The following is a 20,077-nucleotide window of genomic DNA, read 5'->3' as shown; positions in this document are numbered from 1 at the left end:
ATGTGTACAGGTGCGTTTTATGCATGGGCCAACGGCGCGACGCGGCGAATTGTCCGCGGTCGCGCCGCTTGCGTTATTCCGCGGGGCAGGCCGCGACGGCCGCCGGAGCGCGGTCGAGCCGCAGGCTCCACAGCGCCAGCACCAGACCGATAGCGGTGATGCCGGCTGCGACCAGAGGCAGCGCCGAGAGGCCGAGCCCGCGGTCGATGGTGACGCCGCCGGCCCAGGCGCCGAGCGCGTTACCGAGATTGAACGCGGCGATGTTGAGGCTCGAGGCTAGCGTGCGGCCGCTGGGACCGGCCGCTTCCAGCACGCGAAGCTGGAGCGGGGCGACAGTCGCAAAGGCCGCGATGCCCAGCAGCAGGATCAGCACGATCGCCGGGATCTTGACCGACAGCACGGCGGCGAGGCCAAGCAACACGATGGCGAGCGCGGCGAGCGTTCCGATCAACGCGCCGGCGAGGCCACGGTCGGCGAGCTTACCGCCGGCAACGTTGCCGATCGCGAGCCCGACGCCGAACACCAGCAGGATCGGCGAGACCGCTGCTTCCGAAAACCCGGTGAAGCGCGTCAGGATCGGCTGGATGTAGGTGAAGACGACGAACAGGCCGGCAAAGCCGAACACGGTCATGGCAAGGCCGAGCAACACTTGCGGGCGGCCGAGCACCGATACTTCCTCGGCAAGCGAGACCCGCTTGTCGCCGTTGCCGACATGGCCGGGCACGAGGGCTGCGACCACGGCAAAGGCGATCACGCCGATGACCGTCACGGCCCAGAACGCCGCGCGCCAGCCGAGCATCAGGCCGAACCAGGCACCGAAGGGCACGCCCAGCAGCGTCGCGACGGTGAGACCGATGAACATGGTGGAAATCGCGGAGGCCCGCTTGTCCTCGGCGACGAGGCTCGTCGCCACCACCGACCCGACGCCGAAGAAAGTGCCGTGGGCGAGCGAGGTCAGCACGCGCGCCGTCATCAGCAATTCGTAATTCGGCGCCAGCGCACAGGCCGCATTGCCGAGCGTGAAGATCGCCATCAGCGCGAGCAGCACGGTTTTGCGCGGCATCCGCCGCGTCGCCAGCGTCAGGACGGGCGCACCGACGAACACGCCGAGCGCATAACCGGAGATGAGCAGGCCCGCGACCGGTACCGTGACATGCATGTCGGCCGCGACCTGCAGCAAGAGGCCCATGATGATGAATTCAGTGGTGCCAATGCCGAAGGCACCGGCGGTGAGCGCGAGAACGGCGGGAGGCATGCGTAGCTCCGATGGATGATTACGAGCCACGCAGATAGCCGTGCCCGCGCAAAATCATTAGAATGTCCGCAATCCAATCATTTGTGACGTGAATTCAACATGGCCCGCTTCGACACCAACCGTTCCGCCGAGATGGAGGTCTTCGTCCGCGTCGTCGATCTCGGCGGGTTCACCCAGGCCGCGCGAAAGCTGCGCCTGACGCCGTCGGGCGTGAGCAAGCTGATGTCGCGGCTGGAGGCCCGGCTCGGCTCGCGGCTCGTCAACCGCACCACGCGCAAGCTGACCCTGACCGAGGAAGGCCAGGCGTTCTACCAGCGCGCCGTGCGAATCCTCGCAGAGATGGAGGAAGCCGAACGCGAGGCGGCCTCAGGCGCGGCGCCGCGCGGCCGCCTCACCGTGAACAGCAACATCCCGTTCGGCATGCTGCATCTGATGCCGCTGATCCCGCGCTTTCTGAAAGAGCATCCCGACGTGACGCTCGATCTCGTGCTGACGGACACGACGATCGACCTGATGCAGGAGCGCGCCGACGTTGCGATCCGGGTAGGACCTCTGAAAGCGTCCCGCCTGATCGCCCGCAAGCTCGGCAGCAGCCGCATGGTGGTCGTCGGCCCCCCCAACTATCTGGCGCGCTTTGGCACACCCAGACGCCGGCGGATCTCGCCGATCACCGCGGCATCGGCTGGACCTTTCCGCGCATCCGCGGCGGCTGGCCGTTCAAGCGCGGCGATCGCACCGAGGAAGCCGTGCCGCCGCCGGTCGCGCGCGCCAGCGACGGCGAAGCCGCCCGACGCCTCTGCCTCGGCGGCGTCGGCCTCGCGCGCCTCGCCCTCTTCCATATCGGCGCCGACATCGAATCCGGCAGGCTCGTGCCGGTGCTGCAAGGCTACAATCCCGGCGACCGCGAAGACATCCACGCCGTCTATGTCGGCCATACCGCCCCCCTGCCCGCGCGCGTCCGCGCGTTCATCGACTTTCTCGCCGAGCACGTGCGGGTGAGCGATCCCGCGCTGAAGCGGGCGGCGGATGGGAGGTGGAAATTGGTGGGGTGAGGCGTGATGGCAGAGAGAGCGTCAGTCAATCCAGACTGATGCGATCGTGTTTCGCGTGGCTGGACCATTGAGGACACGCCGCCGGCGCTTGCGCGAGGGTGCCGAAACCGCGAAAGTCCCAACTGTTTCAGAACTTGTCAGGGGAATTCCACACACATGCAGTTCGATGACGTCATCCTCGGTCGCCGGAGTATCCGAGGCTACAAACCCGATCCGGTCCCCAAGGAGCTGATTGCGGAAATCATTGGCTTGGCGATGCGCGCTCCGTCGTCGATGAACACCCAGCCCTGGAATTTCTATGTCATCACCGGCGAACCGCTCGATCGGATCCGCGCCGGCAACACCGAACGGATGGTGGCGGGCATCCCGCAGTCGCGCGAGTTCCGCACGGGCCAGGCCTTTGCAGGCAAGCACCGCGACAGGCAGGTCGGCGTCGCCAAGCAATTATTCTCCGCAATGGGAATCGAGCGCGACAACATGGAAAAACGCCAGGACTGGGTACTGCGCGGCTTCCGCCAGTTCGACGCGCCCGTCTGCGTGATCATCACCTATGACCGCGTGCTTGACGGCAGCGACGATACGCCCTTCGACTGCGGCGCCGTGGCGACCGCCCTGGTCAATGCCGCGTGGTCCCGCGGGCTCGGCGCCGTGATCAACAGCCAGGGCATCATGCAATCCCCCGTGGTGCGCGAGCACGCAGGCATAGCCGACGATCAAGTCATCATGAAAAGCATCGCGCTGGGCTGGCCGGATGAATCTTTTCCGGCGAATGCGGTGGTGTCGGAGCGGAAGTCCATCGAGGAAGCGACGGTGTTCGTCGGGTTCGAGACGTAGCGGCGCGCGGTCGGAAGGGCTGGAGGCACAGCAGTGATCCGCGCCATGGTCCGACGTGTATTCGTGCTGGCGGCGGCTTTTGCCACTGCCTTGACGCCGGTCATTTGTCTCGGCGAAAGCAGCAAGCCGTTGCCGGCCAAGGCAACGAGGGAACTACCTGCCGAGCTGCTCTCGCTGCTCGAACAGAAGAAGATGCCGAAATATTCACCTATCGTCGTGCGCCTGTTCAAAGAGGAGGCCGAGCTCGAGGTCTGGAAGCAGGACGCGACCGGCCTTTTCCAGATCCTCAAGACCTATCCGATCTGTCGGTGGTCGGGCGATCTCGGGCCGAAATTGTACGAGGGCGACCGACAGGCTCCGGAAGGGTTCTATACGATTACGCCCGAGCTGATGAATCCGAACTCCAACTTCCATCTTTCGATCAACCTCGGCTTCCCCAACACGTTCGACAGGGCGAACAAGCGCAACGGCAGCTTCCTCATGATCCACGGCGACTGCTGGTCGAGCGGTTGCTATGCCATGACCGACGAACAGATCAGCGAAATCTATTCGCTGGCACGCGACTCATTCCTCGGCGGCCGGCCCTCGTTCCAGGTCCAGGCCTATCCGTTCCGCCTGACGCCGGCAAACCTGGCGCGGCATCGAAATAGTCCCAACCTGGCCTTCTGGAAAATGCTCAAGATCGGCAACGATCATTTCGAGACGACGCGACTCGAACCAAGGGTGGATGTGTGCGACCGCCGCTATGTGTTCGATGCGCAACCTTCCCCGAATTCGCCGTCGCCTCCAGTGTTCAACCCTGCCGAAAAATGTCCCCCCTTCGTCGTCAACCCGCAAATCGCGCGGCGGGCGCTGGAGAAGAGGCGCTCCGACGAGCTCGAATACGCGCGCTTTCTCGAAGACAATTTTCCGGCTGCCCCGATATACAGCGGACTGGACGGCGGAATGAACAAGGCATTTCTCACACAATTTCCGGGCAGAGTGACGCTTGCGAAAGTCATGCCGTATGCATCCTACCTGCCGCAATTGCCGCCGATCCCCTGGATCGACAATGACGGCTCGTTGACGAGTAGATGGTTTGGCAGCTCGTTGGACAAGCCGCCGGAGTGTAATCCGACGCGTGTCGGCTTCCCGTCAGGTCGGTGCTGAACGCTCGCGCGGCGCCCGATGGATCATCGGTAGACAATGGCTGGCACCGGCATTCCGTCCAGGAAATGCTGGCGGCGTCGGAGCGGAGACCTTGAAAAAAGTTCGTCCCGGCTTGCTGAACCAAAGCAAGCGGCAACGAGTCCGCCTCCGCCCCGCGGGCTTCGGCGCGACAGCCTTGCGCAAACTTTGTTTGAAGGCTGGCGGAGAGAGTGGGATTCGAACCCACGGTACGGTTTCCCGCACACACGCTTTCCAAGCGTGCGCCTTAAGCCACTCGGCCATCTCTCCGGAGCGCCCTCTCTTGAAGGGGCGCCGATGATTTTGCAAGAGACCGCGGGGAAATCGGGTGAATTTTCCGTAAGCTGTTGTATTTACGGGATAATATCTGACACGGCAGATGCCATGACCCGCCTGCCGGCTGAACCGGTGACGGGTTTGGCGCGACGATTCACGTAAGAACAGCAAACACGACCGGGGACGCCATGACCATCCGAAGTACCATCGCCGCCGTCGGCCTGATTTCGACCCTTGGCTCCGCCTTCGCCGTGCCCGCCGCCGCGCAGGTCTGCACCCGGCAAGGGGTCGATGTCAGCTGCAATGACGGCCGGCGCGGGGTGCTGTCGGGCGATGCCATCATCTGGCCGGACGGCACGCGCTCGAGCGCCTCGCCGCATCCGAGCGTGATCATCGGCAACAAGAGCTCGGTGCATGTCGGGCCCGGCGTGTTCGTCGGCCAGGGCAAGGGCATGGTGCCAATGGACGATCCGAACGCGCCGAACAAGCGGCAATGCGCGATCCTGGATGGGGTGTCGTATTGTTATTGATGTCCTCTTTCCTTCTCCCCTTGTTGCGGGTGAAGGTGGCGCGAAGCGCCGGATGAGGGGTGTGCATCAACGAAATATGCTTCGGAAGATTTACGCGAGAGAGAAACCCCTCACCCGTCTCGCCGCATATGCGGCGAGCCACCCTCTCCCGCAAGGGAGAGGGGAAGAGCATCGAGCAAGCTCGTGAGAGCTAAATCAGCCTCACGCCTGATATCGCCGACTTCAGCCAGCGCAATGCCTGCGGCGGCTGCGCGGCGAGCGGGGCGACCGCGGCCTTCTCGGTCCGGCACTTCTCGAGCTCGGCGACGAAATCGGCCGACCATTGCTGGATGGTGTGGCCGCGCAGCTTCTTCATCATCGCGTCCCAGCGCATCTTGCGCTCTGTGAGCGGCATCGCGGCAGCGATCGCGATCGCGCGGGCCATGCCGTCGATGTCATGCGGATTGACAACCAGCGCGGCGTCGAGCTCGTTGGCCGCGCCTGCGAATTTCGACAGCACCAGCACGCCGGGATCGGCCGGGTTTTGCGCGGCGACATATTCCTTGGCGACGAGGTTCATGCCGTCATGCAGCGGCGTCACCACGCCGATCTGCGCGGTCCGGTAGAGCCCTGCGAGCACCGCCTGGCTGAAGCCCTTGTTCAAATAGCGGATCGGCGTCCAGTCGACCTCGCCGTGGCGGCCGTTGACGTCGGTGACGAGGCGCGCGACGTCGTTCTGCAGATTGCCATAGGCCTCGATGCCGCCGCGCGAGGGGTTGGCGATCTGGAGCAGCGAGATGCTGCGCGAGAATTGCGGCTGTTCGGTCCAGAGCCGGTCGAACGCGCTGATGCGGTTGACGAGGCCCTTCGAATAGTCGAGCCGGTCGACGCCGATCGCGAGGCGCTCGCCATTGAGGCTGCGCCGCAGCCGCGACACGTCGGGATGCGAGGCTGATTTCGCCGCGTATTGGGCGAACTTCTCCGCATCGATGCCGATCGGGAAGACCTCGCAGCGGGTGCGGCCATGCTGCGAAATCGCAACGCCGTCCTCGACGGCGAGGCCAAGCTCGCTCGCGACATAGCCGAGAAAATTCTGACAATCCTCCTCGGTCTGGAAGCCCAAGAGATCGTAGGCCAGCATTGCCGTGATCAGCTCGCGATGATTGGGCACGCCCTGCATCACCGCGGCGACCGGCCACGGCGTATGCAGGAAGAAGCCGATCGGATCGTCGAGGCCGAGATCACGCAGTTCGGCGCCGAGCGCGAGGAAATGATAGTCCTGCACCCAGAACGCAGTCTTGGCTTTTCGGAAGCGCATCAAGGCGCGCGCCATGAAGGCGTTGACCTCGCGATAGCTGAGGTAATCGTCGCGCGAGACGCGGATCAAATCGCTGCGCGAATGCAGCGCGGGCCACAGCGCCGAATTGGCGAAGCCTTCGTAATAGCCGCCGTAATGCGCCGCCGGCAGATCCAACGTCGCAATCGCGCCCGATCCGAGCGCTTCGATCTCAGCGAACGGTTCCTTCTGATGGCCGTCACGCACACGGCCTGAAGAACCCACCCAGATCGCGCCCGAATGTTCCACAACCGGCAACAAGGCCGCCGCGAGGCCGCCCGTCATGGGCTCGTTAGGCTTGCCGCGGGCGACGCGATTCGAAACGACGACTAAGTTCACAGGTCGTCCCCTCCTGTTTCATTCCACCCCGTTTAACTGCCGTTCATCAATATGGTTCCTGATCATCGTTTCAACCAATTGAAACCAAAATCGGGCACGCGCGTTGGAACTGGTTTCGCTTCGGGAACCCTAGATTTCGTTGCAAAGACAGCTCATGCGGGCATGTTGCGCAGCACGCATTGCAGCGCGCGGCGGCGCCGTTCCCAGAGCATCATGTCTGCGACATGGCGCTGCCTTTGTTTCACCTCGGGTCGAGCAGGCGGGCGAGGAATGCACGCACATCGTTCGGCGCGTCGAAATGGCCATTCACGCCCATGGCACGGCGGCCGACCGAGAAGGCAAGCCCGTTCATGTCGGGCATGATCGCGAACACGGTTTCATCGGTGACGTCATCACCGATGAAGATCGGACGCCGTCCCTTGAACGGTTCCCGCTTCATCAATTCGCGCACGCCGGTCGCCTTGGTGAATCCGGAATGCTTGATCTCGCAGACGAACTTGCCGGGCAGCACTTCGATCGGCGCATTGGGCAGGTCGGCGCGGATCACCGAGACCGATTCGTAGATCGCTTTCTCCGCGTGCGGCGCGAGGCGGTAATGCAGCGCGAGCGAATAACCCTTGTCCTCGAGCAGAATGCCGGGTGAAAGCTTGGCGATGGCGGCCAGCCGCCGCTTCAGCTCCTTGTCCAGCGGCGGCGCGTGCACGTCATCGGCCTCATTGTCGATCGACAGCCGCATCTCCGCGCCGTGGCCGGCGACGGCGCGGAACACATCGGGCGCGAAGATCAGGTCGATGTCGTTGAGCGAACGACCGCTGACCAGCGCCAGCGCGCCGGAGGTACGCTCGGTCAGCCGATTCAGCGTGTCCGACAGGCCCGGCGGCACCCATACTTCGCGCGGCGTCGGCATCAGGTCGAGCAGCGTGCCGTCGATGTCGAGCAGGATTGCGGTCTCGTCGAGATGCGGCACCAGCGCATGCGGAACCGGCACCGCATCCGGTGCTTCGTCGTCATGCATGGTGCGCTTCTGGTCCAACGCCATTTCTGCAAGTTCTGATTTCATCAGTCTACTCCATAAAGGCAAGCGGCCGCGCGATTTGTTCGAGCGATTTGCGCTCCGCAGGGACGGCATAGCGCCAAGCCACGATCGCGGCTGCGATCATCAGGAATGACCCCAGCAGATAGCCGGCGAACACGCTGGTGCGTGATCCCGTGTCGATCAATACGCCGAACAGCGCCGGCCCAATCACGCCGCCGATGCCGGTGCCGACCGCGTAGAACACCGCGATCGCCAGCGCGCGAACTTCGAGCGGAAAGGTCTCGCTGACGGTGAGATAGGCCGCGCTCGCGGCCGGCGAGGCGAAGAAGAAGATCACCATCCAGGCGATGGTCTGCCCCTGCGCGGTAAGCACACCGATGGAGAACAGATAGCCGGAGATCGCCAGCAACAGGCCCGATACGCCATAGGTGAACATGATCATGACACGGCGGCCGAGCGTATCGAACAGCCGGCCGAGCAGCAGCGGCCCGAGGAAATTGCCGGCGGCGAACGGGAGCAGGTACCAGCCGACATGATCGGCACTGATGCCGTAGAAATCGGTCAGCACCAGCGCGAAGGTGAAGAAGATGGCATTGTAGAAGAACGCCTGCGCGCTCATCAGCACGAGGCCGACCAGCGCGCGCTGGCGGTATGCCGAGAACAGCGTGTGCACGACCTAGCGGATCGGCGTGTGATCGCGCATCTTCAGCCGGATTTTCATGAAGCGCCCGTCGCTCGTATCCTTATCACGTCCGATCACCGAGCGTTCGATCTCGTCGACGATCGCATGGGCCTGATCGGGACGGCCATGGATCATCAGCCAGCGCGGACTCTCCGGAATCCACATCCGCATCAGGAGCACGACGAGGCCGACGGTCGCGCCGATGAGATAAGCCAGGCGCCAGCCGAGATCGGGGCTGATCACAGCAGGATCCAGCAGCACGATGGACGCCACTGCGCCCATTGCGGCCCCGATCCAGAAGCTGCCGTTGATGACGAGATCGGTCCAGCCGCGATAGCGCGCCGGCACCAGCTCCTGGATGGTCGAGTTGATCGCGGTGTATTCGCCGCCGATGCCGGCGCCGGTGAGGAAGCGAAACAGCGCGTAGCTGGCGACATCCCATGACAGCGCGGTCGCGGCCGTCGCCGAGAGATAGAGCGCCAGCGTGATGAAGAACAGCTTCTTGCGGCCGATGCGGTCAGTCAGCCAGCCGAAGCCGAGAGCACCGAGCACGGCGCCGGCGAGATAGGCGGAATTGGCAATACCGAGATCGAGATTGGAGAATTGCAGCGACGGGCTCTGCTTCAGCGCACCGGAGAGCGCGCCGGCCAGCGTCACCTCGAGCCCGTCGAGGATCCAGGTGATGCCGAGGGCCAGCACGACGCGGGTGTGAAAGCCGCTCCAGGGCAGCGCGTCGAGCCGCGCGGGGATACTGGTCTCGACGATGCGATCGGCCGGGGCTGCCGCGACCACAGGAGCATAGTTCGGCGCTGGGCTTTGCTGCAATTCCATCGGGTTGTTGTGTCTGATCAATGGAAGCGCCCCCGGTTCACATGATGTGGACGGGGTCGATCCGATCATCGGGGTGCGGCATTCCGCCTGCCACCTGCGACAACGTCTGCGGCGAGGCCGGGTTCCCAGGGGAACGGCCCTTCATACCGCTCGTTTCCGATGGAGCCGCAAGGAGTTGACGCATGGCTCATGTCAGAAAGACGACACAATCCCGCAAAACAGCCGCGCGCAGGACCACGAGCGCCAAGCGCGGCGCCGTGCGGAAGAGTGCGAGGCGTGCTGCGCCGAAGCGCTGGTCGCAGCGCGTGACGAAGCAGAGCGACGCGCTCGACCTGAAGCGCGGCGTGTTCAAGCTGACCAGCCCAAAGAGAATCGCGACATCGCTGAAGCGATCGGCCGAGCACAGCTCACGCCGCAAGGCCGGCGCCTATCGCTCGGCGCTGTCGATGCTGACCTTCTACATCAACCGCGCCGGCAAGACCTTGCCAAAGACGCAGCGCACGCGATTGGAGAAGGCGAAGCTGGAGCTGAAGCGGGCGTTCGGGAGGGAGTGAGATTTGTAGGGTGGGTTAGGCGAAGCCGTAACCCACCAGTCGACTCCCAGCCGTGACATCAAGGTGGTGGATTACGCTTCGCTAATCCACCTACGCGTTCTTTCCGCGGTCCGCTACGCCGCCCTGATATTGCCCATGAAGCGATCGAGCTCGGCGCGCAGGCGGGTGCTTTCGGATGACAGCGTCTTGGCCGAATGCAGCACCTCCTCGGAAGCCGAGCCGGTCTCGGCGGCGCCGCGGTTGACCTCGCCGATGTCGGTGGCTGCGGTCTGGGTGCCCTGCGCGACGGTCTGGACGCTGCGCGCGATTTCCTGCGTCGCCGCGCCCTGCTGCTCGACGGCGCTCGCGATCGAGGTCGAGATCGACGAGATCTGGCCGATGGTCGCACCGATCTCCTTGATCGCGGCGACCGATTCGGCCGTGGCGCCCTGCATGCCCGTGATGTGCGAGGAAATCTCGTCCGTCGCCTTCGCGGTCTGGCTCGCCAATGACTTCACTTCGCTGGCGACCACGGCAAAGCCGCGGCCGGCTTCACCGGCGCGTGCCGCCTCGATGGTGGCATTGAGTGCGAGAAGGTTGGTCTGCTCGGCAATCGCGGTGATCAGCTTGACGACTTCGCCGATCTGCTGGGCGGCGTGCGACAGCTTGCCGATGCGACCGTCAGTCTCCTTGGCCTGCACCACGGCAGCTTCCGCAATCCGGCTGGAGTCGCGGACCTGACGGCCGATCTCCTCGACCGAGGCCGAGAGCTCTTCCGTCGCGGTGGCGACCGACTGCATGTTGGAGGATGCCTGCTCGGACACGCCGGCGACCTGGCTCGACAGGCTCTGGGTGGTCTCGGCAGTGCGGGTCAGCGTGGACGCCGCCGATTCCAGCTGCACGGCCGAGGCCGACACGTTGGAGACGATGGCGCCGACCGCGCTCTCGAAATCATCGGCAAAGCGGATCAGCTCGGAGCGGCGGGCAGCGCTCGCCTCCCTGTTCTGGGCTTCGCTGGCGGCGGCATCGCGCTCGGCTTTTGCCACGGCCTGGACCTTGAACTCCTCGACCGCGCCCGCCATCTCGCCGATCTCGTCCTTGCGGCCGAGACCGGGCAGCACCACGTCGAAATTGCCAGAGGCGAGCTCACGCATCGCCTTGCACATCGCGATCATCGGACGCGAGATACCGTTGCCGAGCCACAGGGCCAACACGGCACCGATGGCAAGGCCGCCGAGCGCCATCATCAGCATCAGTTGCTCGGTCTCTCCGATCGTCGCGTTGGCGCTCGCCTCGATGCGCTGCTGGTCAGCAGTCAAATCCGAACGCAGCTCGGCCGAGAGCTTGAGGATGGTCGCCGCCGTCTTGGTCATCTCACCGTTCGACTTGACGATGATCTTCACATTCTCGGTCAGCTTCGCGAACGAGGTGCGGTACTGCTTCAGCAGATTTCCGATCTCGGTGACGCGGTCGGTGATCTTCTGGTCGCTGGCATAGATCGAGACCAGCAGGGTCTCCAGGAATTTGATGCGGGCGATCACGCCGTCGGCGGTCTTCGGCTCCGGCTTGGCCACGAAGGCGCCGACCGAGGTGGAGACCGCCAGATATTGCGAGGTGATGTCCTTGGCCGTGGTCTGGACCGATGCCAGCCCCGCCAGCGCGGCAGTATCGGCGAGGTCGTCGAACTTGAAGCGGATCTTGTTGCCGACGCTGTTGAGCTCATCGGCCGCGATCTTGTTGTTCTCGCGCGTCAGGACGATGATCTCTCCGAACACCTTCGTGAAGCGCTGAAACTCGGCTTCCAGCTTGCCGACCTGCTCACGGCGGGCGGCGCCTGTCGTGGCGGACATCGACTTGGCGATCGCGCTCTTCAGATTGTCTTCGGCAGCCTTGGCTGCGGTCTCGTCGTCCACCGCGCCCGTCAGGGTATAGGCCCGGGCCAGTCCCTGATAGGCGATCAGCTCACGATCGACCGTCCGCGCGAGGTCGGCTTCCGATACGCTGGTGCGGTAGGAAGCCACGGCGGCCTGGATCCGCTCGAAGCCGAAATAGGCGAAAGCCATGCTGACGGCGAGGATGGCTAGCACCGCCACGAAGCCGAGGATGATTTTTGCGCGAAAACGCAAGGTAGGCAGCTTCGATTGGTTCGACTTCGACTTGGACTTGACCGACATTCCCCCACCCCATTCCATTCGCGGAAAACCAGGCGCAGCCCGGAAGCAGCCCGCTTCCTGACTCGCCCGCACGGTAATCGGCAAAGGATAAGCTGTGGTAAATTTGTGGCGCCGCAACTCGCGGTTAGGTGACGCGGGGAAGATGCGTACTCCGCTGTCGTCCCCGACAAGTGAAGCGCAGATCGGGGACCTCCGCGCGAGCGCTTGCGCTCATCGCCATAGCCACAGGGAGTGGTTTGGCGAAGACTCGGAGTTACGGGTCTTGCGTCCCAACTTCTCCCTGGGGTTATGGGTCCCTGCGTTCGCAGGGACGACAGCGGACAGCTGACGATAGCGGAGCGTCTAACGCTCAGCGAGCCTTACGCCGCCCGAATATTGGCCATGAAGCGATCGAGCTCGGCGCGCAGGCGGGTGCTTTCGGATGACAGCGTCTTGGCCGAGTGCAGCACCTCCTCGGAAGCCGAGCCGGTCTCGGCGGCGCCGCGGTTGACCTCGCCGATGTCGGTGGCTGCGGTCTGGGTGCCCTGCGCGACGGTCTGGACGCTGCGCGCGATTTCCTGCGTCGCCGCGCCCTGCTGCTCGACGGCGCTGGCGATCGAGGTCGAGATCGACGAGATCTGGCCGATGGTCGCACCGATCTCCTTGATCGCGGCAACCGATTCGGCCGTGGCGCCCTGCATGCCCGTGATGTGCGAGGAGATCTCGTCCGTCGCCTTCGCGGTCTGGCTCGCCAATGACTTCACTTCGCTGGCGACCACGGCAAAGCCGCGGCCGGCTTCACCGGCCCGTGCCGCCTCGATGGTGGCATTGAGTGCCAGAAGGTTGGTCTGCTCGGCAATCGCGGTGATCAGCTTGACGACTTCGCCGATCTGCTGGGCGGCATGCGACAGCTTGCCGATGCGACCGTCAGTCTCCTTGGCCTGCACCACGGCAGCTTCCGCAATCCGGCTGGAGTCGCGGACCTGACGGCCGATCTCCTCGACCGAGGCCGAGAGCTCTTCCGTCGCGGTGGCGACCGACTGCATGTTGGAGGACGCCTGCTCGGACACGCCGGCGACCTGGCTCGACAGGCTCTGGGTGGTCTCGGCAGTGCGGGTCAGCGTGGACGCCGCCGATTCCAGCTGCACGGCCGAGGCCGACACGTTGGAGACGATGGCGCCGACCGCGCTTTCGAAATCATCGGCGAAGCGGATCAGCTCGGAGCGGCGGGCAGCGCTCGCCTCCCTGTTCTGGGCTTCGCTGGCGGCGGCATCGCGCTCGGCTTTTGCCACGGCCTGGACCTTGAACTCCTCGACCGCGCCCGCCATCTCGCCGATCTCGTCCTTGCGGCCGAGACCGGGCAGCACCACGTCGAAATTGCCCGAGGCCAGCTCGCGCATCGCCTTGCACATCGCGATCATCGGACGCGAGATGCCGGTGCCGAGCAGGAAGGCGAGGACCGCCCCAAGCAGCGTACCGCCAATGGCCAGCATCAGCACCAGTTGCTCGGTCTGCCCGATGGTCGCCTCCGACTCCGTGTCCAGCCGCTGCTGTTCGGCGACGAGGTCCGCCTTCATGGCGGTCGCGCCTTGCTGGATCGCACCAGCCGAGCCGCTCATCTCGGTGACGAGTTCGTCGACCATCTTGGCGTTGGCGATCAGCTTCTCCAACGCCTCGCGATAGGCGCCGAGGATGGTCTTGGCCTCCTTCAGGCCGGCGACGATCTTGTCGTCCATGGAATAGACCGCGCCGAGCGAGTTCTCGACGAATTTCAGCCGCGCCAGCGCGCTGGTCGCGATGGCCTGATCGGACGTCAGCACGAAATTGGTGGCTGCAGCACTCGCGGTTTGGAACTGAGCGTTGACCTGCTTGGTGCCGAACTCGATCGCCTGCGCCTCGGAATCGGAAGCGTTATTGCCGACGTCGTCGAGCTTGTACTTCAGGAGATTGGCTTGGCGCTGCAGCTGGTTCTGCACCAGCAACGTGCTGTCACGCTTGGCCTGCAGAACCTTGCCGAAGGTTGCGGAGAAATTCGCGAACTCCTTGGCGAGCTTGTCGAGACTCTCCTTCCGTGCCGGGGTCTTGGCGCTCTTGACGGCCTGGTCGATGGCATTCTTCAGGCTGGCCTCGGCCTCGAGCGCCGCCTTGGCGTCATCTTCCTTGCCGGTCACGACGAAATATTTGACGGCCGAACGGTAGCCGAGCAGCTCGCGGTCGATGTTGCGGGCGAGGTCCGCCTCCGACACGCTGCTACGGTAGGACCCGACCCCGGCGGAGACTCGCTCGAAGCCGAAATAGGAGAAGGCCATGCTGCCGGCGGAGATCGCCAGCACGACCGCAAAGCCCAGGATGATCTTGGCGCGGAACCTCAGGGTAGGAAATATTGTGCGCTTTGACGGCGACGCGATACGCCCGGACATTCCCACCCCCATTATTTATTCCAAACAGCCGCGATCCGAAGGCGCCCCGCCTCCCCGACCGCATGCGCAAAACTAAGGCAGAATCGTCAAGGGGCGGTAAATTCCTCCGGCCCGCTATCCCGGGCTGCGCAAGCACCAGGCCGGCAATTTCCAGTCCGGGCCGGAGACCGCGCGATGTTGCGGGTAGACTGGAAAAGCCCTAGTGTTTTCGGCACTTGGCGGCAGATCTTGGCGACAGACCAAGCCGGTCCTTGAGGAGAGAAACGAAGTGGGGCAGGCCGATCTTCGGTTTGGCGGTTCGTCCGGCGTTGCGGTCGCGAAATCGAAAGCTCCGACCGTCGACGAGGCCGTTGCCGAGCTGGTCGCCCAGCTTCCGTCGGACGAGCTGGCCCTGGTCCTGGTCTTCCTCTCCCCCTGCTACGATCCTCATCGGTTCATCGCCGAGATCACGCGACACTTTGCGGACACGCCGGTCTGCGGCTGCACCACGGCCGGCGAGCTGGCGCCGGACGGCTGGGACGAGAACAGCGTTGTCGCGATGACGTTCAGCCAGGCCGACTTCAACGCCGTGGTCCGGCCGATCCTGAATCTCGCCAATTTCCACGTCGAGGACGGCCGCCGGATCGGCAGCGAGCTTCGCCACGAGTTGCTGCGGACGACCTCGGAGGTCAGTGGCGGCAACCCGTTCGGCCTGGTGCTGATCGACGGCATGTGCCGCCGCGAAGAGGCTGTGATGTCCGCCCTCTATGCCTCGCTCGACAATATCCCGATCGTCGGCGGGTCGGCCGGCGACGGCCTGCGCTTCGAAAGGACCTGGGTGTTCTTCGACGGCAGGGCCCACACCGACGCGGCTCTCCTCATTCTCCTCAACACGTCGCTGCCGTTCCGCGTGTTCAAATGCGACAATTTCGAGCCCACCACACAGAAGATGGTGGTCACCGAGGCCGATATCGAGCAGCGCGTCGTCAAGGAATTGAACGCCGAGCCTGCCGCCGCGGAATATTCCCGCGCCGTCGGAATCATCGACGCCAAGCTCGACCCGTTCTCCTTCGCCTCCCATCCGGTGCTGGTCCGGGTCGGCGGGTCCTATTATGCGCGGTCGATCCAGCGCGTCGATCCCGACGGCTCGCTGCGCTTCTTCTGCGCGATCGATGAGGGCATGGTTCTGACGACGGCAACCTCGTGCAGCCTGGTCGGAGCCACCCGCGACGCCTTCGCGGAAACCCGTGACCAGATCGGTGACGTCTCTCTCTATATTGGCTTCGAATGCCTGCTACGCCGGCTGGATGCCGAGCAGCACCAGCTCTCACGCGAAATGTCCGAGCTGTACCGGCAGAACCGCGTCGTCGGATTCCATACCTACGGCGAACAGTTCGGCTCGATGCACGTGAACCAGACCTTCACCGGCGTCGCCATCGGCAGGCGGCCGACGTAACGGAGCCGATGTGGCAGAGACCTGGCAGGATGCCGAAACGATCGAGCAGCTCCGGCGGGAGTCCGTCAAGCTGAAGAAGATCAATGCGGCGCTGATGTCCCGCGTCGAGCGGTCGATGGATCAGCAGCTCAATGCGTTCTCGCTGTTCGAAACCGCAATTGCGCTCGACCATCAGATTCGCGACCGGACCCATCAGTTGCGGGATGCTCTGCGTTCGGTCGAACGGGCCAATGAAGGCCTGTACCGCGCCAAGCAGCAGGCGGAGGCTGCAAGCTCGCTGAAATCGTCCGTGCTGATCTCGGTCACCCACGATCTCCTCCAGCCGCTGAACGCGGCGCGCCTGACCCTGTCGGCACTCACCGAGATGATGGAGTCGCAGGAAGCGGGCCTGCTCATCGACCAGGTCGACCGGTCCCTGGTTACGCTGGAAGACCTGCTGCGCTCGCTTCTGGAGATCGCGAAGCTCGATGCGGGCGCGCTCCGGCCCGACGTGCGGCCGATCGCGCTTGGGCCGCTGCTCGACCAGCTCCGCGACGAGTTCGAGCCGATCGCCTGGAGGCAGGGACTGTCCCTGCGCATCCGCACCTCGCCGCTTGCGGTCCTGTCCGACCCGCTGATGCTCCGGAGGATCCTGCAAAACCTTCTCGCGAATGCGATCCGCTATACCCGCAGCGGCGGCGTCATCCTGGGATGCAGGCGGCGTGGCGATCGCATCGCGATCCAGGTCTCCGATACCGGACCCGGGATTGCGCAAGCGCAGCAGGAGGCGATCTTCCGGGAGTTCCAGCGCGGCGATGCGAGCGCGACCGACCAGGCCGGCTTCGGTCTCGGTCTTTCGATCGTGCGCCGCTTCGCGACGGCGCTCGGGCACGAGGTGCGGCTGTCGTCGCATCTCGGCCGGGGATCGACCTTTGTGCTCGACCTGGAGCCGGCCGATCGCGCCGATGTCAGCGACGACCTCCAGGAAATGAAGCCCGCCGATCTGCACTATGGCGGTCTGGGAGGGGCCAAGATCCTGCTGATCGAGAACGACGCCTCGGGCGCGGAGGCGCTGGCCGCCTTGCTGGAAGGATGGGGCTGCGATGTCGCGACCACGAGATCCGCCGCCGACGCCGCCCAGCGTTTGAGTGAGCTAGGCGGCTCGCCGGACGCCATCGTCGCCGATCTCCATCTCGATCACGGCGAAAGCGGATTGTCGGCCGTCGAGGAAATCCGGCGCCAGTTGAACACGGACGTGCCGGCGATGATCATCACCGCGGATTATTCCGAAAAGGCCGCGGCGGAAGCCAGCCGCTATGGGCTGGAAGTGCTGAAGAAGCCGATCAGGCCGGCGGAAATGCGCGCGCTGTTGTCGTTCCTGCTGAGCTAGTTCATCCCCTCGCGCCGCATCGGCGGCGAGCAAGGGCTGCATCATGCGGGCGGATCGGTCCGGGCGCGGTCGCGCTTCGCGGCAGCTCCGGAGCCCGCCAGGGTGGCAAAATCGATCTTCGACATTTCGACGATCGCCTTGGTGCGGCTCAGCACGTTCAGCTTGCGCAGGATATCCGAGACGTGAACCTTCACGGTGGTCTCGGAAATCTTCAGCTCAAAGGCGATCTGCTTGTTCTGCAGGCCGCGCTTGAGCATTTCAAGGACGCGCAATTGCTGCGGCGTCAGATCGTGAAGCCGCTTCAGGAGATCCTGGGCCGCGATCGGCGAGCGCTGCGGGCGGGCCAGCGCGCGAAAAGCGGCCGGCAGACACACCGCGCCGCGCACGACTTCGCTGATCGAATGCGCCAGCTCCTGCTTGGACGAGGATTTGAGGATGTAGCCGGATACGCCGAGCGACAATGCGCCCGAGATGATCTGCGCGTCCTGGTGCCCCGACACGATGACGACGGGAATGCGCGGAAACGCCTTGCGGATGCGGATGATGCCAGACAGGCCGGTCGTCCCGGGTATCGACAGGTCGAGGAGAATGAGGTCGACATCGGGTCTCGACGCCAACAATTCGAGCGCACCGTCGATCGAGGTGGCCTGAAGCATATCGGCATCCGGCGTCGCCATTTGCAGCGCCCCCTCGAGCGCCTCGCGAAACAGCGGATGATCCTCGACAATCAGAAACCGCATCAGATTTGGGCCGTTCCCAGCTCGTCACCGAAGTCAGCGATCAGAGCGGCGAGCATGCCGTTGCCGGAGCAATCCGGCTTGATCCAGATCAAGTCGGACCAGCAGCTCATTGCGGCCTCCCGCGATCGGTCCTTAGCTGGGGCCGCTGCCGCGGATCCGGCAGATCGACCTTGCCGATCTCGACGATCGCCTTGTTGCGGCTGAACAGTCCGAGCTTGCGCAGGATCTCGGTGATGTGCGCCTTCACGGTCGATTCGGCGAGTTGAAGCTCCTGCGCGATCTGCCGATTCGGATAGCCGCGACGAAGCAGATCGAGCACGCGAAGCTGCTGCGGCGTCAGTTCGCGGAGCTTGACCTTGAGTGCCTTGCTGCTGTCGGCCCGCTTCCGCTGCGGCTCCGCCACGAAATCCTTCGGCACGGACACCGATCCGCCGAGCACGCCTTCGATCGATTGCGCGAGCTCGCGCTTGGACGTGGATTTTGGCAGATAGCCGGCAGCACCCAGCGCCAGCGCCTCGCGGACCACATGCTGATCCTCCTCGCTCGAGACGATGGCGACCGGCAGGCGCGGATAGGTCTCGCGCAGCCTGAGAAAGCCGGAGAAGCCGGTTGCGTCGGGAAGCGAGAGATCGAGCAGCGCCAGGTCGATCCCGCGTTCGACCGAAAGCACCCGCAAGGCGTCCTCGATCGACATCGCTTCCAGAATGCGGGCCTCCGGCAGCGCCAGCCGCACGGCATTGCCGAGCGCCTCGCGAAACAGCGGATGATCATCGATGATCAGGAAGCTGGTCATGGCACCTTCCCCGGGGTCCATCGCGCGGGCGCATCCATCGGACGTTGGTGCCGATGGATGCGAAACGGACCCTAGAACATCTCCCCGATGCCGTCCGGTCAAGACCATTCAGTCGTTCGATTCGACCTGAACCGTCAGCAGAAAGGCGTAGATGTTGTCGAACTGGCTGTCGGTGAAGACCTCTTTCCAGGACGGCATGCCCTTGGCCGGACGCCCCTCATGCACCGTGGTCAAGAATTTCTCTCGCATCTCGTCGCCGTAGCGGTGACGCAGCAGCCTCAGATCGATCTTCCGCTCACTCTGGATCGCGTCGGGACCATGGCAATGCGCACAGGTACCGTTGAAGATCTCCTTGCCCTGACCGACAGCTTCGGCATTTGACGCCAGCGCGTCGCCCTTGGTCTCGGTCGCGACGACGTTGGCCACTTGCGCCACGCCGGTCCCGGCGCCGGTCGTGGTTCCCGCCGGTGTCTGCACGGCGCTGAGGCGGAGAGGCTGACCGGTCGGCAGGCCATACTTCGCCTTGAGATCGGCGATGGTCCGCTCGAGGTCCGGCAAGACCGCATCGATCTGGTCGCGCAGCTCTGTCGAGGCCTTCGCGAAGCCGATCGCCGCGTCCCACGACAAACCTTCGCCTTCGGTGAGCTGAACGCGATAGCGATCCTGGTAGACGGTCTTGTTCAGCCAGCCGGCCACGGGTCCCCAGATAAAGGCGACGTCGGCCTTGCCCCGATCCAGCGCCTGCATGCCTTCCTCGGGCGACAGCACCGTCACCTTCTGGATGTCGTCACGCATCGCCAGGAGGTTTTGCGGCGTGCTGGCGAACTGCACGGCGACCCGTTTGCCCCGGAGATCGTCGACCCCTGAGATCGTCCGGTCCTTTGCGGTCACGAGGGCATAGCCTTCACGCGCAACCGTGCTCGAGAAGATCACGGCCGGCCCCATGAAATCCTCGGAGCGCGGCAGGCCGATCATGGCGTCGCATTGCTTGCCGAGCAGTGTGACGCGGACAGTGCGCTTGCCGAAATACGATTTGTACCAGTCGTAGGCGATCGGCCGCCCGAGCGCCCGCGCCAGCGCCTGCCCGATCTCGACATAGAGGCCGGGTTGCGAGGGGCTGTTGCTCGAGAACGGAAGATTGGTCGGATCGGCACAGAGCCGGAACGGCTGCACTTCGTTCGCGCGGCTCGGGGCGGCTGGCACGATGAGCGCGGAGCCGGCAACACATGCGAGCAAAGCTGCGATGGCGCGACGTCTGCTGTGGCCAAGGCCAGAACGATTTGGACGCATCCTCACCTCCCGTGGTTGGGCATCGTT

The 20,077-nt window shown here is 64.4% G+C and carries 14 protein-coding genes, 1 tRNA gene and 2 pseudogenes; 7 read left to right on the top strand and 10 right to left on the bottom strand.

The window, feature by feature from the left end; genetic code table 11:
- Positions 1–73: 73 nt before the first annotated feature.
- Positions 74–1,255: an MFS transporter gene (locus tag GGD61_RS32925; protein WP_092261354.1), complete on the bottom strand. Its 1,182-nt coding sequence runs from the start codon at positions 1,253–1,255 to the stop codon at positions 74–76.
- A gap of 99 nt (positions 1,256–1,354) precedes the next feature.
- Between GGD61_RS32925 and GGD61_RS32920 the strand changes: the two are divergent.
- The 3 genes and pseudogenes from GGD61_RS32920 to GGD61_RS32910 all read left to right on the top strand — a co-directional run bounded on the left by GGD61_RS32920 (position 1,355) and on the right by GGD61_RS32910 (position 4,290).
- Positions 1,355–2,307, top strand: a pseudogene (locus tag GGD61_RS32920) (LysR family transcriptional regulator).
- Between the two features lie 156 nt (positions 2,308–2,463).
- Positions 2,464–3,141, top strand: a complete 678-nt coding sequence (locus GGD61_RS32915) for a nitroreductase (protein ID WP_092261356.1) — start codon at positions 2,464–2,466, stop codon at positions 3,139–3,141.
- 45 nt (positions 3,142–3,186) lie between these two features.
- Positions 3,187–4,290, top strand: coding sequence for a murein L,D-transpeptidase family protein (locus tag GGD61_RS32910; protein ID WP_092261357.1), 1,104 nt, complete (start codon positions 3,187–3,189; stop codon positions 4,288–4,290).
- A 198-nt stretch (positions 4,291–4,488) separates the two neighbouring features.
- On the opposite strand, the gene GGD61_RS32905 is transcribed toward GGD61_RS32910, so the two are convergent.
- Positions 4,489–4,578: transfer RNA gene (locus GGD61_RS32905), tRNA-Ser, on the bottom strand.
- A 194-nt stretch (positions 4,579–4,772) separates the two neighbouring features.
- Here GGD61_RS32905 and GGD61_RS32900 point away from each other — a divergent pair.
- Positions 4,773–5,114, top strand: coding sequence for a hypothetical protein (locus GGD61_RS32900; protein WP_092261358.1), 342 nt, complete (start codon positions 4,773–4,775; stop codon positions 5,112–5,114).
- A 190-nt stretch (positions 5,115–5,304) separates the two neighbouring features.
- On the opposite strand, the gene GGD61_RS32895 is transcribed toward GGD61_RS32900, so the two are convergent.
- The 3 genes and pseudogenes from GGD61_RS32895 to GGD61_RS32885 all read right to left on the bottom strand — a co-directional run bounded on the left by GGD61_RS32895 (position 5,305) and on the right by GGD61_RS32885 (position 9,317).
- Positions 5,305–6,768, bottom strand: coding sequence for a trehalose-6-phosphate synthase (locus GGD61_RS32895; RefSeq protein ID WP_092261359.1), 1,464 nt, complete (start codon positions 6,766–6,768; stop codon positions 5,305–5,307).
- A gap of 241 nt (positions 6,769–7,009) precedes the next feature.
- Complete coding sequence (gene otsB, locus GGD61_RS32890; RefSeq protein ID WP_092261360.1) at positions 7,010–7,828, bottom strand: trehalose-phosphatase; 819 nt, start codon at positions 7,826–7,828, stop codon at positions 7,010–7,012.
- A gap of 4 nt (positions 7,829–7,832) precedes the next feature.
- Positions 7,833–9,317: pseudogene (locus GGD61_RS32885) on the bottom strand (MFS transporter).
- 182 nt (positions 9,318–9,499) lie between these two features.
- Here GGD61_RS32885 and GGD61_RS32880 point away from each other — a divergent pair.
- The gene (locus GGD61_RS32880; RefSeq protein WP_092261362.1) at positions 9,500–9,871 is read left to right on the top strand and encodes a DUF3175 domain-containing protein; all 372 of its coding nucleotides are present in this window, start codon (positions 9,500–9,502) and stop codon (positions 9,869–9,871) included.
- A gap of 113 nt (positions 9,872–9,984) precedes the next feature.
- Here GGD61_RS32880 and GGD61_RS32875 read toward each other — a convergent pair whose 3' ends face one another.
- Entirely contained in the window at positions 9,985–12,024 is a 2,040-nt protein-coding gene (locus tag GGD61_RS32875) for a methyl-accepting chemotaxis protein (RefSeq protein ID WP_183231896.1), read from the bottom strand.
- A gap of 359 nt (positions 12,025–12,383) precedes the next feature.
- Positions 12,384–14,423, bottom strand: coding sequence for a methyl-accepting chemotaxis protein (locus GGD61_RS32870; RefSeq protein ID WP_179739699.1), 2,040 nt, complete (start codon positions 14,421–14,423; stop codon positions 12,384–12,386).
- 268 nt (positions 14,424–14,691) lie between these two features.
- Here GGD61_RS32870 and GGD61_RS32865 point away from each other — a divergent pair, with 268 nt between their 5' ends.
- Both GGD61_RS32865 and GGD61_RS32860 read left to right on the top strand, forming a co-directional pair.
- The gene (locus GGD61_RS32865; RefSeq protein WP_092261364.1) at positions 14,692–15,858 is read left to right on the top strand and encodes an FIST N-terminal domain-containing protein; all 1,167 of its coding nucleotides are present in this window, start codon (positions 14,692–14,694) and stop codon (positions 15,856–15,858) included.
- A gap of 10 nt (positions 15,859–15,868) precedes the next feature.
- Positions 15,869–17,227 (top strand): hybrid sensor histidine kinase/response regulator, encoded by a 1,359-nt coding sequence (locus tag GGD61_RS32860; RefSeq protein WP_092261365.1) that lies wholly within the window; start codon positions 15,869–15,871, stop codon positions 17,225–17,227.
- 41 nt (positions 17,228–17,268) lie between these two features.
- On the opposite strand, the gene GGD61_RS32855 is transcribed toward GGD61_RS32860, so the two are convergent.
- From GGD61_RS32855 to GGD61_RS32845, 3 genes are all read right to left on the bottom strand, one after another.
- Entirely contained in the window at positions 17,269–17,967 is a 699-nt protein-coding gene (locus tag GGD61_RS32855) for a response regulator transcription factor (protein ID WP_018321558.1), read from the bottom strand.
- Positions 17,968–18,073: 106 nt separating this feature from the next.
- On the bottom strand, positions 18,074–18,760 hold the full coding sequence (locus GGD61_RS32850; RefSeq protein WP_092261400.1) for a response regulator transcription factor: 687 nt from the start codon (positions 18,758–18,760) through the stop codon (positions 18,074–18,076).
- A gap of 108 nt (positions 18,761–18,868) precedes the next feature.
- On the bottom strand, positions 18,869–20,050 hold the full coding sequence (locus tag GGD61_RS32845; RefSeq protein WP_210311275.1) for a c-type cytochrome: 1,182 nt from the start codon (positions 20,048–20,050) through the stop codon (positions 18,869–18,871).
- Positions 20,051–20,077: the final 27 nt, after the last annotated feature.

Origin of the sequence: Bradyrhizobium sp. SBR1B (genome assembly GCF_014198205.1) — a bacterium.
Classification (GTDB): Bacteria; Pseudomonadota; Alphaproteobacteria; order Rhizobiales; family Xanthobacteraceae; genus Bradyrhizobium.
This window is presented reverse-complemented; position numbering and strand designations above follow the sequence as displayed.

Bases quoted from the DNA above. Each gene is read 5' to 3' on its own strand.
- GGD61_RS32925 (WP_092261354.1), bottom strand. From the start codon at position 1,255: ATGCCTCCCGCCGTTCTCGCGCTCACCGCCGGTGCCTTCGGCATTGGC.
- GGD61_RS32915 (WP_092261356.1), top strand. From the start codon at position 2,464: ATGCAGTTCGATGACGTCATCCTCGGTCGCCGGAGTATCCGAGGCTAC.
- GGD61_RS32910 (WP_092261357.1), top strand. From the start codon at position 3,187: ATGGTCCGACGTGTATTCGTGCTGGCGGCGGCTTTTGCCACTGCCTTG.
- GGD61_RS32900 (WP_092261358.1), top strand. From the start codon at position 4,773: ATGACCATCCGAAGTACCATCGCCGCCGTCGGCCTGATTTCGACCCTT.
- otsB (WP_092261360.1), bottom strand. From the start codon at position 7,828: ATGAAATCAGAACTTGCAGAAATGGCGTTGGACCAGAAGCGCACCATG.
- GGD61_RS32880 (WP_092261362.1), top strand. From the start codon at position 9,500: ATGGCTCATGTCAGAAAGACGACACAATCCCGCAAAACAGCCGCGCGC.
- GGD61_RS32875 (WP_183231896.1), bottom strand. From the start codon at position 12,024: ATGTCGGTCAAGTCCAAGTCGAAGTCGAACCAATCGAAGCTGCCTACC.
- GGD61_RS32870 (WP_179739699.1), bottom strand. From the start codon at position 14,423: ATGTCCGGGCGTATCGCGTCGCCGTCAAAGCGCACAATATTTCCTACC.
- GGD61_RS32855 (WP_018321558.1), bottom strand. From the start codon at position 17,967: ATGCGGTTTCTGATTGTCGAGGATCATCCGCTGTTTCGCGAGGCGCTC.
- GGD61_RS32850 (WP_092261400.1), bottom strand. From the start codon at position 18,760: ATGACCAGCTTCCTGATCATCGATGATCATCCGCTGTTTCGCGAGGCG.
- GGD61_RS32845 (WP_210311275.1), bottom strand. From the start codon at position 20,050: ATGCGTCCAAATCGTTCTGGCCTTGGCCACAGCAGACGTCGCGCCATC.